This is a genomic window from Dokdonella sp., assembly GCF_019634775.1.
In the GTDB taxonomy this organism is placed as follows: Bacteria; Pseudomonadota; Gammaproteobacteria; order Xanthomonadales; family Rhodanobacteraceae; genus Dokdonella.
In genome coordinates this window covers 1274228-1288086 of record NZ_JAHCAS010000001.1, presented here as the reverse complement: position 1 = coordinate 1288086, position 13859 = coordinate 1274228, and the positions used below count along the sequence as shown (strand labels likewise).

The window sequence follows — 13859 nt, the reverse complement described above, 5'->3', positions numbered from 1 at the left end:
CTATGGCGCACACGTGAACGCGTTCGCAAACTCCGCCCGACCCGTGTCATACCCGAACGTGGAGGAGAGATCGATGAGCATCCAGGGCAACCCCCACATGTTTTCCGGCAATGTGCTCGAAAACATCCAGTTCCGCGGCGAAGTCGGGCGTTCGCTGTCCGGCGTCGATCCGAGCATCGGCAGCGTGCGCGTCCGTGCCGCGCTCGATGCGGTCGACATGCGCAACCTGTCGACGCAGGAGAAAAACACCCTGCTGGCGACGCTCGACGTGCTCGGTGCCGACGGAGCAATCAGCAATGCCGACGCCGATGCGATCACGGCGATGATCGATCGCTTCGAATCGACCGGGCAGCTGCTCGACACGCTGACCGGCGGCAATCTCGGTTCTTTGCGCAGCTCGGGTTCGTTCCTGCCGTTCACCGCCGCCAGCCTGGTCAACTACCCTGGCAACCCACTGTTCGGCAGCCTGCTCGGCTCGTTGGTCGACAGCGTCGTGCAAGGCTTCAAGGACGCGCTGTTCCTCGGCGCTGCGCAAGGCATGATCGACGGTTGCGCCAAATCGACCTACGGCGGCGACGCAGTCGCGCGCGCGCTCGACGCGGCCGACCTGTCCAAGCTCAACCCGAACGAGCGCGCCAAGCTGCTGTCGATGATCGGCTTCGCCGCTGCAGATGGCCGCATCAGCCTGCTCGAATCACGCGCGATCCGCGACTATCTCGCCCAAGCCCAGGGGTGCGGCTGTGGCGGCACACCGGGCGAGTGGACCGTCGAGCGTGGCGAGAACGGCCGTGCCCACATCGACCTCGGCAACTACACGATCGACCTCAACGAACGCAATTCCGAGTTCATCGTCACCAACAAGGAAACCGGTGAGCGCACGCGCATCTGGGGCGACCCTCACTTCGAGCACAATGGCTCGCACGTCGGTGACTTCTACGGCACGACCACGCTGAACCTCGCCGATGGCACCAAGATCACCATCAACACCACGCCGTACGAACGCGGCGGCAACGGCACCACTCTGTCGAGCACGCTGACCATCACCCAGGGCAACCAGGCGATGCGCATCACTGGCCTCGACCAGAACCGCCTCGGCGATCTCCAGATCAGCCAGACCCGCATCGGTGGCGGCTTCGTCGATGCGGCCGTCGACGACGGCGTGTCGATCTACGAGAACACCGAGGGCGGCCCCTGGCTGCGCCTCAATCCGGGCGGCTGGCTGCAGGCCATCGATGGACGCTTCCTGTCACAGATCGTCTGAGCGGCGCGGGAGAGGGACAGGCCCACAGGGCTCGCGCCCCGCTCCGCCATTCTCCGGCACACGGGGATGTTCTTGTCCCACAACGGCGTCTTTGACGCCGTTGTGGGATTGATCAGAGCCTCTATAGGGCAAGCCCCAGTTGGATCGTCTTTGCAGGCACGCTAACGTCCGAACTATCGCAGGGGGACAACCATGACGTCGACGAGAGGCGCCCATGAGCACGTTCCCGATCTCGCCATCCGGTGGCCAGCCACCGACCGTATCGTTGCCCGAAGACGGTTCCGATACGCAGCACGGGCTGGCTGACGGCCCGGAACTCGTCGAGGTCGACGAGCATCAGCACTGGTCGCCACGCGGCGGCAGCGCGCAAGGCATGCAACAAGCCCATGGCGCGCCTGGCGGCACGCCGGTCAATTCCGGCAACGGCACGAATCCAGGCAACGCCACACCTGCCGGCACCAGCACCAACCCTGGCCATGGTGTGCCATCACCCGGCGGCGAAGGTACCGGTCAGCGCCTGGCCGGACCCGGCAGCGGCGCGGACGCCGCACAGAAACCTGGCACGATGCCCGGCACCGGTCCTGGCAACACACCCGGTACCGGCTATTCGAACATGCCCGGGAACGGCCAGGGCCATGGCTGGAACGGCCACGGCAACGGCTGGATCAGCCCAGGCCCGGACAGCGGTTTCGGCATCGGCCTCCGCCAGGGGCTCGGCAACCCCGCCCATGGCCTGATCGGCAGGGGTGGTGTGCTGGCCACGCCGCTGGCGATGCTCAATGCCACACCGCAGGGCGGCCTCGGCAACGTGCTCGTGCACGCCACGCCGATTCCGCTCGGTGCGCCGGCCTCGCATCTGGCGCAGGTTCCAGTGCAGACGACCCAGGAGGCGAAGCCTTCGCAGCACCCGTCGACACCGACCGCTGTGCCGCATGTCCCATCCAACCACACCGCCGGCGCCAGCACTACGATGCCGGGCGCCATGCCGCGCCCGTCTGCTTCCACCGCGCACGCAGCAACCAGCCCGATGAGTGCAAGCCATGCTGCCGTGTCGGCGAACCCGCCGGTGCAAGCACCCGCGACAACGATCGTGCGCGGCAGCGGCAACGCCGAATCACCGGTCGGTCCCGCGAATGGCGCGCGCATGGCAAATGTCGATCCCGCGCATGCGGCCGCAGGGCGTGGCCAGAGCGGTGCCGCGAACGATGGCGCGCAGGCAACCACCGCGCACAACGCCGGCGCCAACTCACGTCAGGCCGGCAACGCAGTGCAGGCGCTGGCACCTTCGGCCACAGTGCTGACCCTGATGGTCGCGCCTCAGGCCGGAATCGCCGGTGAGGAAACGCACGGCGTCGCGAGTTCTGCGCTGTTCCGCGAGCAGGGCATCGACGGGCGCGAATCCATACGTGACATCCTCGGCCGCAGCTATGTGTTCAGCGCCGACGGCAAGCTCGTCACGCGCGCGCAGGAGCACGCCGGCATCGGCGCACTCGATCCGGCGCTGTCCAAACAGATCGATCAAGTCTCGATGGCCAACCACGGCGAGCTGTCGACCCACGACCTGTTGTTCAAGGTCGTCGCACCCGCCTTCGCCGGCATGGCCGCCCTGCTCGGCGGTGCCGCCGCTGGCGCCGGCGTCGCCACCGGTGCATCGGGCATGGGGGGATCGTTCCTGCTGCTGGCGGCCAGTGCCATGCTCGGCTACGGCGCGGCGCGCGCCGTGGCGAACCTGCGCGAACTCAGCGCCGACGGCGTAAGCCTCGACCCGCGGATCAACCGCAGCGCGCTCGCCCACTGGGTCGCCGCCGGCACGCAATCCGCCGGCAGCCTCACCGCACTGGCGTTGTTGCTGTTCTAGGGATGTTCCGATCAATCCCACAACGGCATCACCGTCCTGTGTGGGCGCAGTCCGGCATTGCGCCGGGATCGACCGGCGCGGCCACATGCTCGCGGATCGCTTCGGCCTGCCACGCCTGCACGTGATGCGGATGCCATCACCGGGTCGGGCTGCACGGACCCAAGCCGGGCAATGCGGCATCAAGTGATGGACACGAACGGCGGTGCGCTGCGTCCACGCTTCGCTCCGACATCCCGCGACGCCGGCTATCCGCTCCCGCCCATCTCCAGCTTGATCGCTCCGAGACCACCCTTTGCGAAGCGCGCGACCAGCTCGTCCGAACAGCGTTCGAGCGCTTCACGCGAACCTGCGTCATTGACTTCAGCGCGCAATACCCAACCCGACTCACTGCGGGTCAGGGTGAGGTCGGTGCCGGGCAACAGGCTGTCGGACAGGCGCAGCATGACGCGCGCGTCGCCTCGCGCCGCGGTACTGTCGCTGACCAGCAGGCGGCGCACATGGCGCTCGATCAGGTCGGTGAGGCCCGGTGCCGCCGGCGGCAACGAGGGTGCAACCGGCGGCGACGGCTCGAACGCGAGACGGTGGCTGTGCAACAGGGCAAGCATCTCGGCCGAGACCAAGTCGTTGCGCACATCGAGCGCAGCTTTGGGATGCTGCGCGGTCAGCGCATCATCGCCGGACTGGCGAACCTCGCCCTGCGGGTGCTCAAGCAGATGACGAAACTGCTGTATGTCCTCGCTCGATGCCGGTTCACGCACGCGGCGCAGCGCCGATTCGTGTTCACGGCGAACCTCCTGGCGCGCTTCGTTCGCATTCGCACGCATCGTCACCTCCCGGTCGCCATGCGGAACATGCTCAAGTCCTCGGCGGTGGCTTCCTCACGCAAATCCTCGCGCGCGCGTTCATCGGCCAACCAGCTTCTTCGCTGCGAGAGCAGCGCGTCCAGCTTCTTCTCGGCCTGCAGGAAGGCGCGCACTGCTTCGCCGAGTTCGCTCTGTGCCGCCTCGAGCGCGCGCTCCGCGGCGGCGAGTTCTGCGCTCGCCTCACCGATGTGCATATCCAGCAGGGCGACGCGATCGGCGACGCGACCCGGTTGCAGCGACGCGCCTTCGCTGCCGATCTGTGCGTACAGGCGCGCACGGCAGCTGCGGCGTTCCGCGACGATGGCGTCCAGGCGCGCCGCCGCCGCATCGCGCGCGGCTTCGGCGGCGGCGACATGCGCACGGCAGCGGACGACGACGGTCATCGCGGCATCGCGGCGCGCGCGACGCGCCACGATCAACGGGTCGAACGGACAAGACGCACTCACGGGAACAGTCTCCTCAGGCCCTGCAGGGCCTCATCGAAGCTCGACAGCATTTCCGCTGGCTGACGCAGCAGGCCGCGCATCTCCTCGATACGCGCGATCGCGAAATCGGCGTCGGGGTCGGAACCATGCTTGTACTCGCCGAGCTGCAGCAGCAGCTCGATCTCACGGTGTTTGGCCAGGTACTTGCGCAGTTGGCCGGCGCCGCGCGCGTGGTCGGCGTCGACCACGCGCGTCATCACGCGGCTTGCGCTGGTCAGCACGTCGATCGCCGGGTAATGGTGCGCAGCGGCGAGCTTGCGCGAGAGGATGATGTGGCCATCGAGGATCGAACGTACTTCCTCGGCGACCGGGTCGGACCCATCCTCTTCCTCCATCAGCACCGTGTAGAACGCGGTGATCGAGCCGAGCTCGTTGTTGCCGGCACGCTCGAACAGGCGCGGCAGCTCGGAAAACACCGAGGGTGGATAGCCACGTCGCGCCGGCGGCTCGCCGACCGCCAGCCCAATGTCGCGCAACGCGCGCGCATAGCGTGTGGCTGAATCCATCATCAGCAGGACGCGCTTGCCCTGGTCGCGGAAATATTCGGCGATCGCGGTGCCGAGATGGGCAGCGCGCGCACGCTCCGAGGCCGGACGATCCGAAGTAGCGACGACCAGCACGCTGCGCGCGAGGCCAGCTTCGCCGAGGTTGTCGTGAATGAACTCGTTGACTTCGCGACCGCGCTCACCGACCAGCACGATGACGTTGACGTCAGCATCGGCACCGCGCGCGAGCATGCCGAGCAGGGTGCTCTTGCCGCCACCGGCGACGGCAAAGATGCCGACGCGCTGACCCTCGCCGACGGTCAGGGCGGCATCGATCGCGCGCACGCCGGAGGCGAACGGCTTCGCAATCAGGGTGCGCTGCAAAGGGTTCGGCGACTCGCGGTGCACCGGCACCTCGTCATCCCCGTCGAACGGCGCCAGCCCATCCATCGGGTGACCAAGCGGATCGAGGATGCGCCCAAGCAGGCCCGGACCGACGCGCACACTGGCCTGGTGGCCGATGGCAACGACCTCGGTCGCCGTCGAGATGCCTTCCAGCGGACCGAGCGGCGTGAGCAGGGTGTGGGCGCCGGACACGCCGACGACTTCGGCAGTCAGGCGTCGCGCCTGACCCGGCGTGCGCAGTTCGCACAGCTCGCCGATGCTGGCGTGGATGCCGGTGACACGAATCAGGGTGCCGAGCGCTTCGGCAACGCGGCCGACGTGGCGCACGGCGGTGCTGCGCGCTACTGCGGCAAGCAGCGGATCGCCGTCGGCAGCGGCCGGCAGCGCGTTCATCCATTCACCTCGCCACCCTGCACTGCGGCACGCCGCAGGGCGATGCGCAGCGCGGCAAGCTGTTCGTCGAGACCAGCCTCGACCTTGCCCGACTCGGAAACGACCACGCAGCCTGTCGGCGCCAGTTCGGCATCGGCGACGACCTGGATCTGCGCGACACCCGGTTGCAGTTCGCGCAGCCGTCCAGCCTCGGCCTCGACCTCGGCGAGCCGTTCGGGATGCACACGCACCACCAGAAACTGGTCGGCTGCCAGTTCGCGCACCGCCTCGGCGACCAGCGCGGGCACGAGGCCGGCGATCCGCGGAGCGATGCGTGCGACGACCGCGCAAGCGAGATCGGCGATGCGCGCCTCCTCGCGCACTGTGAAAGCGCGCGCCTCGTTGTGCACGCGCACGAGTTCGTCAGCGATCTGGGCAAGGCCCTCGATGCGCCCGGCGGCGATGCCTTCTCGACGTGCGCAAGCGCGTTCGTCATCGACTTCCGCGCGCGCGCCGCGACGGATTGCCTCGGCCTCGTCGAGCAGGGTCGACACCTCGCCGAGCGCAGTCCAGGCCTCGCGCCGGATCAAGGTACCGGCGAGCGCCAGCGTGTACTGCGTGCGATCAATGATGGCGGCTTTGGCGGTCGTCACGGGATTCCTCCTCGGAAATCGCCAACGCACGTGCGACGCTGGCTGTGTCGAGCCAAGCCGCGGCAGCGGCGTCGAGCGTGCCCGGCGCATGGCACAGGCGCAGCCATTCGAGTGCCGCTGGATGGACCACGTTGGCATGCGCGGCCCATTCCGCGCGACCCTGTTCGAGAAACAGGCGATGCAGCGTTTCGTCGGCACCACAGGCTTCGGCCAGCGCGGCCGCAGCCGACGCCGGCGGTGCTGGCCCACGATCGGCTGCAGCCAGCGTGCGTGCATATCGTGCCGCGCCAAGCACGCGGCGCAGGCGCACCACTTCGTCACGCGCGATCATCAACCGCAGCATCGGCGCGAAAGCGAGCGCGCCGAGGTCGAGTGCCTGCTCGTCGAGCGAATGCCGCGACGTGCGCAACCATGCGCTCGCAGCGAGCGCAGCCGGCAGTACCGCGGGGAAGCCGGCGAAGAGCTGCGGCGCGATTCCGGCCAGACGACGTGCCAGCAGGCGACGCCCGGCCGCATCGTCTCGCGCGGCATCGAGCAACTGCGGCGGCAGGTCGTCGAACCATGCCGCGTGCGCGCCATCAAGCGCCTGGCGCTGCAATTCGGCCCAGGAGATGGCCTCAGCCACGGCGATCATCCACGTCCATGCGTACCGGCAGGTTGCGCCGACCGCGCCAGGCCCACACGCCAAATCCCGCACCGGCAACGAGCAGCAACGGCAGGCCGACCATCGCCGCCGCCGGCAGCATCTGCACCTTCGGCTTGCGTGGCAGCAGCGCGGCGTTGGTACCGGCATCGCCGGCACTGCGCTCGAAGAACTTCACGGTAACCTTGTTCACGTTCTCAAGACCCTCGACCGCATCGGTGACGATCGCCTTGATGTCGGTTTCACGGTCTCTCAGGCGTGCACCCTCGCGCTCGATGATCACCACCGACGCCGACGAGGACTTTCCCTTGTCACCGATCGGATCGGGCTCGGGCAGCGCGATGTGCACGCGCGCGCGCACCACGCCATCGATCTGCTCGATGGTGTGCTCAAGCTCCTGGGCGATCGCATAGAGATAACGCGCACGTTCCTCGAGCGGCGAGGACACGAAGCCCTCCTTGCGAAACACCTTGCCCATGGACTCGAACGGCGCCGACGGCAAGCCCTTTGCCTTGAGCAACTGCATGGCCTGTGGAAAATCGTCCTTGGCTACCTCGATGGTCCAGCCCTTCTTGTTGTCGGCCGGACGCTTGTCGGCATCGATGCCAGCTTCGAGCAGAGCGCCCTGCACCTGGTTGGCCTGCTGCTCGTCGAGGTTCGCATACAGCGGCGTGCGCCCACATGCGGCCAACGCGAACGCGACGAGGGCAACGACCAGGCAACGCCAACGCATCGACATGACGGCTACCTCGATCAGGACTGCTGACGGAACAGCTGCTGTACACCATCCGAGGTGCGGTTGGCGACATTCGAGGTCAGTTCGCACTGGAACATGAACTCGTGGCAGCGCACCGACAACATCAGCATGTCGCCGGGGGTCAGATCTGCCGTGCCGGTCGCAGTCTTCGACAGATCGCCGAGCTGAGTGGCGCGGCCGTTCAGTGAATTCAATGCGTCGAGCACGGCGCGGAAGCTCTCCGAATCGGTAGCCTGCACGACCGGTGCACCGACCGCGGCAGCCTCCTGCTGCGATTGCGCATAGGCGGCCTGGAAGTGGGCGACGTCGACGACTGCAGCGGGTGCGTTCGAGGTCGGTGCAGCCGCCGCAGCCTTCGCGGCGAGATCGACCACGGTGGGGGAAATCTCGAGACTCATGGGCAGACTCCTGGTTGCGGTTGACTGGGACCATCGCCTTGCGGCCATGGCGCAAGGCATCGCCTCACTGCTTGCGACCGAGCGTCTCGAGCGCCTGGCCGACGCTGTTGTTCGAGGTCGCCGCGCTGTTCGACATGAACTGCATACGCATGCTCTCGGCGCTCAGCTTGACCATCGTCGAGGGCGTGTCGCCACCGGCGCTGAGCTGCTCGGACATCGAGGCGATCGTCGCCGCCTGCTGGTCGAGCGCCTTGCCCCAAGCACCGGCCATTGCCTCGAACCAGCTCGACGCCTCCTTCTCGTCGACCGTGCGGCGCCCGTTCGCGCCAACGCCGTTGTTCGCCTGGGTGAGCGCATCGACACCCAGCATGTTGAGACGCGGATTGAGGTTGTTGATGTTGGACATGTCGGACTCCTGGCAAGGTGGCCGGCGCGGTGGACCGGCCGTGGACCGCTTCAGCCGCGTGGCGCGGCGGCGGATTCCGCGGGAACCGCAACGGCCGGCTCCCCCTGGTTGGTGGACTTCACAGCAGCGGTCGCGCCGCTGCACGCTGCGGGGCGCACCGTGCCATCGACCGTGACCAGAACTTGCTGGCCTTCGATCGCGTGCAGCACGCCGCCGCACGGCAACTCGGCACCAATGAAGTAGCGCGCGCCATCACCCATGACGACGTACGGATCGTTGCCGCCGACGGCAACTACGATCCGGCGCGCGTCGTCGCCGGTGGTCGGCGGAGGTGTCGGCCGGTTGCCGTCGTCGAGGTTGAAAACGGCAAAGCGCGACAAGCCCCTGATGTCACGCACGGCGCGCGAGGCGAGGACGGCATCCAATGCCTTGCCATCACCGAAGTGGCCGCTGATGCCGACCTCACCGTTGCCGCGGTACTCGGCCTTTGCAGGCAGGTTGGACAGGCGCAGCACCTCGGCGACGTCGTTGGCGATGTCGCTGCCGCTGCGCACGTCGACCTCGGCCCTGACTCCGTGCGCGGCGAGTTCGCTGCGCAGTTGTTCGATGCGCGGCTGGTCCGGCGCGATGCCGACCACACGCAGGCGGCCTCCGGCATCCTCGCCGATCTGTGCCTGCTCCAGGGCGACTCCGCGCACGCTCGATTCGAGCACTGCGCGCGGCGACGGTGCTGGCGGTGGCGGCGCCGGTTGCAGGCTGACCGCGGCGATCGCGGTGGCCACCGATGCGGTGAGGCCAATGGCGACAAGGGCGAGCCGGTGACGGCGCCACGCGCTACGCGAAACGCCGGCGGACGGGGGCTGGTAGTCGTCGAGCGCGTCCCAGCGCGCATCGCCATCGTTGCCGACCGCGAAAGCCGCCGTGCCGAGCACGACTGCCTCGAACGGATCGAGAACCAGCGCATCACCTGGTTCGAGCACACGCTCGCCGACCTGCAGTGGACCATCCAGGGCACGTAGCGACCATGCGTCAGGACCACCGCCGATCACGGCGTGGTGTGCCTGCACGGCCTCGTCGGACAGGATCACGTCGCAGTCATCGGCACGGCCGATCACGAGCAGGCCACCGGCCTCGCAGCGCCGTTGCGCGCGCCGGTGCAGGCCGCGCACGATGCGCAGCACAGGTGGCCGCGTGTCGGGATTTCGCTCTGTCGTCGTTGCGGTCATGTCGACCCCTCCGTTGACGGAATGCACGAAGCGCCGCCGAGGCGGCGCCGACTCATTGCACCTAACCCGCGCGCCGGCTCCTGCGCGCCTCGGCGCGCGCCTTCTTCTCGTCGGCTTCGCGCTGCGCGTCATCCTTCTGCAGATCCTCCACCGTGATCGCTTCGGCCGGGCGCGGCTGCATGGTCTGGCCGGCGATCGATTGCAACGGCACCAGGCGCGGCGTGATCAGGAACAGGCGCTCGACGCGTTCGAGTCGTTTGGCTTCACGCCGGAACAATGCGCCGAGGCCAGGAATGTCACCGAGGCCCGGGATCTTGTCGACATCCTTGCCGCTCAGATTGCGCACCAGGCCACCAAGGAGCAGGCTCTCGTTCTCGTTGATGAGCGCCTGGGTGCTCACCGCCGCACGCGTCACGCTCGGGTAGTTGACGATCTGGTTGCGCGAATTGACCGCGCTGATCGCCACGTCTCCGTCCTCGATGCCTACCAGCAGACGGATGCGCTGGCGTTCGCCGTCGAAGACGAGATGCGGCGTCACCCGCAGGATCGTACCGGCAACGACATTGAAGAGATCGACTTCGTAGGCACCGTTGACCGGCACGTACAACGTGCGCGTGTTCTCGATGACTGCCTCGACGTCGTTGAGCGTGACCACCTGGGGGCGCGAGACGACGTGGGTCACGCCCTGATCGGCAAGCGCATTGACGCGCGCGATGAAGCTGTACGAATCGCCGATGATCGCGCCAAGATGGAGGCCTGGCGTGCGTTGCGGCAAGTAGTCGATGTTGTCGGCTCCGAGCGCATTGAGAAACTGCTGACGCACGCTGTCGTCGGCGCCGAACATGGCCTCGTGGCGACCATTCTTCCAGCGCCAGTCGATACCGATGTCGCGCAGCTTGCGCTTGTCGACATCGATGATCGTCGCCTCGAGCTGGACGATCATCGGCTCTACGTCGAGCTGACGGATCAGTTCTTCGTAGAGTTTCATCGACTCGGCCGAGTCGCGCACGATGACGGCGTTGCGGTAGCGATCGGCGACGATGCGGATATCGCCACCGGAGCGGACGTTGCGCACGCCGAAGTTCGGCGTGGTGAACTCGTCGACGAACAGTGTCGCCGAACCATCGTCGGCCGACGGCGGCCGGGCGGGTGGCGGCAGCTCGCCCGCCGCGCGGGTGCCGTCGTCCGAACCGGCTGCCAGACCGCGGCCCTTCAGCGACACCGAGGTCGTGCTCAGCGCACGCTCGCGCGCGCCGCTGAAGTTGGGCATCTGGTCCGGACCGTACATGAGCTGTTGCAGGATCGTCGCCACGCCAGGCACGGTGATCTCGCGCGCACCCGCCGTGAATGTGGTGTCCGAGGCCCAGGCGTACTTCAGCGCGAATACGCGCAGCGTTGCCGTCGCGGTCGCCTGCTGGTGGCGGAGCGCATCCGTCAGCTCCTTGACCTGCTCCACGAAGCGCGGCGCGCCGCTGACGACGACGAGGCCGCTCTGAGCACGTGCATTGAACGTGTTGGCGGAATCACCGAGGCGCATCTCGTGGAACGCGCGCACGAAGTCCTCGACGCGATTGGTCGGCACCGCGTAGTAGCGCGTGATGCGCTCGTTGAGCTTGTAGACGTAGACCGCCGAACCGTCGAAGTACGCACTCAGCTGGTTGGCACTGGCGATGCTGCGGAAGACCTGTTCGGCCGAACCCGCGCGCGGCCCATTGAGGGTGGCCGACTGCGCATCGACGAGCGGACTGAACACGACCTGCATGCCCTGCTCGGCGAAGAATCGCGTGAGAAACTCCCGGAGTGGCTCACCCTTGAGTTCGTAGTTGACCTGCGTGCGCTGGAACGGAATCGGTGCCGCCGCCACCGACCATGGCACGCACACGGCCAAAGCCAGCACTACTGCAAACCACCACCCCTGTCGCCCTGATGACCCCATTGCTTCACCCCGTTGCGTACGTTGTTTTCGATGTGATGCCCCATCGCGCTCACGCCGTTACCTGCCCAAGGGGCGTGAGCTTGATGTCCGGAACGAGCTCCTGGAACGACAGCACCGGGAGCTCGAAGTACTCAATTTCGGTCAGCTTGCGCAGGTGACGGCGCACATCCAGCGAACCAAGCAGTGCAGTCCCGGCGAAACCACCCTCGGCACGCCGCCACTCGCCGATCTGCGCGAGCACATGCGCGGCGAGCTCGGGATCGACGGCGAGCTGGGCGCCGGCGTTGGTCACTCGCACCGAGCTGCGCAGCTTGTCTTCCAATTCGGGATGCACGACCAGCACCTTCAGCGTGCGGTCCTCCGCGGCATGGCGGTCGCTGATGTGCCGACGCAAGGCGACGCGCACGTACTCGGTCAGCATGACTATGTCCTTCTCGCGGCTGCCCGCATCGGCGATCGCCTCGAACACATCGCGCAGATTGCGAATCGGCACGCCCTCGTCGACGAGGCGCTTGAGCACCTCGGCGACGCGCTGCGGCGCAAGCACGCGCAGCATCTCCTTGACCAGATCGGGGTAGTCGCGCGACATGCGCGTGAACAGGTTCGACGTTTCCTGGATGCCGATGAACAAACCGAGGTGGCGCTCGACGGCCGTTCGCACATGCGTGGTCAGAGCCTCGAGCGGGGCCAAGCTGCGCGTGTCGGCAGCAGCATCACCCGCGGCACCGACCCAAGCGCCCTCGAACGGTGGCATGAAGTTCGGCTGCGCCGGCACCAGCGCGCCGTCGCCGCCCGCGACCGCGCCAGGAAGGAAGCGCCCATCGGCGCGAATCACGCCGGCGCCGATACGCACACCGAATGCATAGAGCCGGTAGCCACCGTCCTGAAGGCGTTCGTTTGAACGCATCGTCGGCGCCGGCACCGGCACACCGAACTCCTCGCGCAGGTCGGCGACCAGGCGTTGCAGCGCGTCACGGACGCGCGCCGGGCCAAGTGCTGTGCCGGTGCCGCGCTCGATCTCGAGAAGCAGGCCCGGCATCGGCACGAAGTCACCTTCGAGCAGGGACTGCGCGCGTGTGGCCAGTTCGTTGTTCGCCTCCGGCACGCGGAACAGACGACGCAGGAAAGCCACGCGCTCGCGCATCCGCCAAGCCGCGAAACCGAGCAACGCCAGAGCAAGGACGAGAAAGGCCGGTTTCGGAAAGCCCGGCACGAACAGCAGCAACAAGGCCACGCAACCTGCGATAAGGGCGACGCGCGGTTCCTTGCCGATCTGCCTGGAGATCGCCTCACCGAGGTGCTTGTGGTCCTCCTCGCCGGTCGTGCGCGTGACCAACAGGCCGGCCGAGATCGAGGCGAGCAGCGCCGGGATCTGCGAGACCAGGCCGTCACCGATGGTGAGGATGCTGTAGGTGTGCACGGCCTCGCCGACCGCCATGCCCATTTGCATGATGCCAACGGCCAGACCACCGAGCAGGTTTACGATGATGATGACGATGCCGGCGATCGCGTCGCCCTTGACGAACTTCATTGCACCGTCGAGCGAACCGTGCAGCTGGCTCTCGGTTTCCAGCAGACGCCGGCGCCGGCGCGCCTCGTCCTTGTCGATCAGGCCCGAGCGCAGGTCGGAGTCGATCGACAGTTGCTTGCCTGGCATTGCATCAAGAGTGAAGCGTGCGGCGACCTCGGCGACGCGCTCGGCGCCCTTGGCCACGACGATGAACTGCACGACCGTGATGATGAGGAAGATGACGATACCGACGACGAGGTTGCCGCCGACGACCATGTTGCCAAAGGTATCGATGATGTGGCCGCCATCGGCTTCGAGCAGGATCTTGCGCGTGATCGCTATCGCCAGCGACAGGCGGAACAGCGTGGTGATCAGCAGCACACTCGGGAAGCTCGAGAACGCGACCGGATTCGGCACGTAGATCGCCAGCAGCAGCAGGCCGACGCCGATCAGGATGTTGAGCGCGACGAGAATGTCGATGAGCAGGATCGGCAGCGGCAGGATCATCAACGCGACGATCGCGACCACGCCGAAGGCGAGGACGATGTCACTGTAGCTGCGCTTGCCGACGAGGCCGGAGGCAATGGCGCTCATGCGCGAC

Annotated in this window: 13 protein-coding genes; 2 read left to right on the top strand and 11 right to left on the bottom strand. The window is 67.3% G+C overall.

What is annotated here, in order from left to right; genetic code table 11:
• Window positions 1–73 precede the first annotated feature (73 nt).
• A complete protein-coding gene (locus KF907_RS05520; protein WP_291218904.1) occupies window positions 74–1261 on the top strand; it encodes a DUF1521 domain-containing protein in 1188 nt (395 codons plus the stop codon).
• Between the two features lie 214 nt (window positions 1262–1475).
• Window positions 1476–3119, top strand: a complete 1644-nt coding sequence (locus tag KF907_RS05515) for a hypothetical protein (RefSeq protein ID WP_291218902.1) — start codon at window positions 1476–1478, stop codon at window positions 3117–3119.
• A gap of 245 nt (window positions 3120–3364) precedes the next feature.
• Here the strand turns inward: KF907_RS05515 and KF907_RS05510 are convergent, their stop codons facing one another.
• From KF907_RS05510 to sctV, 11 genes are all read right to left on the bottom strand, one after another.
• Entirely contained in the window at window positions 3365–3943 is a 579-nt protein-coding gene (locus KF907_RS05510) for a type III secretion HpaP family protein (RefSeq protein WP_291218901.1), read from the bottom strand.
• A gap of 2 nt (window positions 3944–3945) precedes the next feature.
• The gene (gene sctO, locus KF907_RS05505; protein ID WP_291218900.1) at window positions 3946–4428 is read right to left on the bottom strand and encodes a type III secretion system stalk subunit SctO; all 483 of its coding nucleotides are present in this window, start codon (window positions 4426–4428) and stop codon (window positions 3946–3948) included.
• Window positions 4425–5750, bottom strand: coding sequence for a FliI/YscN family ATPase (locus KF907_RS05500; RefSeq protein ID WP_291218899.1), 1326 nt, complete (start codon window positions 5748–5750; stop codon window positions 4425–4427). The genes sctO and KF907_RS05500 overlap by 4 nt, the downstream gene beginning before the upstream one ends.
• Window positions 5747–6382, bottom strand: coding sequence for a FliH/SctL family protein (locus KF907_RS05495; protein ID WP_291218897.1), 636 nt, complete (start codon window positions 6380–6382; stop codon window positions 5747–5749). The genes KF907_RS05500 and KF907_RS05495 overlap by 4 nt, the downstream gene beginning before the upstream one ends.
• Window positions 6354–7007 carry a hypothetical protein gene (locus KF907_RS05490; RefSeq protein ID WP_291218895.1) on the bottom strand — a complete coding sequence of 218 codons (654 nt, stop codon included), beginning with the start codon at window positions 7005–7007 and terminating at the stop codon, window positions 6354–6356. Before KF907_RS05490 ends, KF907_RS05495 begins: the two co-directional genes overlap by 29 nt.
• The gene (gene sctJ / locus KF907_RS05485) at window positions 7000–7764 is read right to left on the bottom strand and encodes a type III secretion system inner membrane ring lipoprotein SctJ (RefSeq protein ID WP_291218893.1); all 765 of its coding nucleotides are present in this window, start codon (window positions 7762–7764) and stop codon (window positions 7000–7002) included. The genes KF907_RS05490 and sctJ overlap by 8 nt, the downstream gene beginning before the upstream one ends.
• A 14-nt stretch (window positions 7765–7778) precedes the next feature.
• Window positions 7779–8180 (bottom strand): hypothetical protein, encoded by a 402-nt coding sequence (locus KF907_RS05480; protein WP_291218891.1) that lies wholly within the window; start codon window positions 8178–8180, stop codon window positions 7779–7781.
• A 64-nt stretch (window positions 8181–8244) separates the two neighbouring features.
• Window positions 8245–8586 carry a globin family protein gene (locus KF907_RS05475; RefSeq protein WP_291218889.1) on the bottom strand — a complete coding sequence of 114 codons (342 nt, stop codon included), beginning with the start codon at window positions 8584–8586 and terminating at the stop codon, window positions 8245–8247.
• A 50-nt stretch (window positions 8587–8636) separates the two neighbouring features.
• Complete coding sequence (locus KF907_RS05470; protein WP_291218887.1) at window positions 8637–9812, bottom strand: FHA domain-containing protein; 1176 nt, start codon at window positions 9810–9812, stop codon at window positions 8637–8639.
• A gap of 61 nt (window positions 9813–9873) precedes the next feature.
• Window positions 9874–11709 carry a type III secretion system outer membrane ring subunit SctC gene (sctC, locus tag KF907_RS05465; protein ID WP_291218885.1) on the bottom strand — a complete coding sequence of 612 codons (1836 nt, stop codon included), beginning with the start codon at window positions 11707–11709 and terminating at the stop codon, window positions 9874–9876.
• Window positions 11710–11797: 88 nt separating this feature from the next.
• Complete coding sequence (gene sctV / locus KF907_RS05460) at window positions 11798–13852, bottom strand: type III secretion system export apparatus subunit SctV (protein ID WP_291218884.1); 2055 nt, start codon at window positions 13850–13852, stop codon at window positions 11798–11800.
• Window positions 13853–13859 lie beyond the last annotated feature (7 nt).

Coding starts and splice junctions, on each gene's coding strand:
- KF907_RS05480 (WP_291218891.1), bottom strand. CDS start 8,180: ATGAGTCTCGAGATTTCCCCCACCGTGGTCGATCTCGCCGCGAAGGCT.
- sctV (WP_291218884.1), bottom strand. CDS start 13,852: ATGAGCGCCATTGCCTCCGGCCTCGTCGGCAAGCGCAGCTACAGTGAC.
- KF907_RS05475 (WP_291218889.1), bottom strand. CDS start 8,586: ATGTCCAACATCAACAACCTCAATCCGCGTCTCAACATGCTGGGTGTC.
- sctJ (WP_291218893.1), bottom strand. CDS start 7,764: ATGTCGATGCGTTGGCGTTGCCTGGTCGTTGCCCTCGTCGCGTTCGCG.
- KF907_RS05515 (WP_291218902.1), top strand. CDS start 1,476: ATGAGCACGTTCCCGATCTCGCCATCCGGTGGCCAGCCACCGACCGTA.
- KF907_RS05500 (WP_291218899.1), bottom strand. CDS start 5,750: ATGAACGCGCTGCCGGCCGCTGCCGACGGCGATCCGCTGCTTGCCGCA.
- KF907_RS05520 (WP_291218904.1), top strand. CDS start 74: ATGAGCATCCAGGGCAACCCCCACATGTTTTCCGGCAATGTGCTCGAA.
- KF907_RS05510 (WP_291218901.1), bottom strand. CDS start 3,943: ATGCGTGCGAATGCGAACGAAGCGCGCCAGGAGGTTCGCCGTGAACAC.
- KF907_RS05470 (WP_291218887.1), bottom strand. CDS start 9,812: ATGACCGCAACGACGACAGAGCGAAATCCCGACACGCGGCCACCTGTG.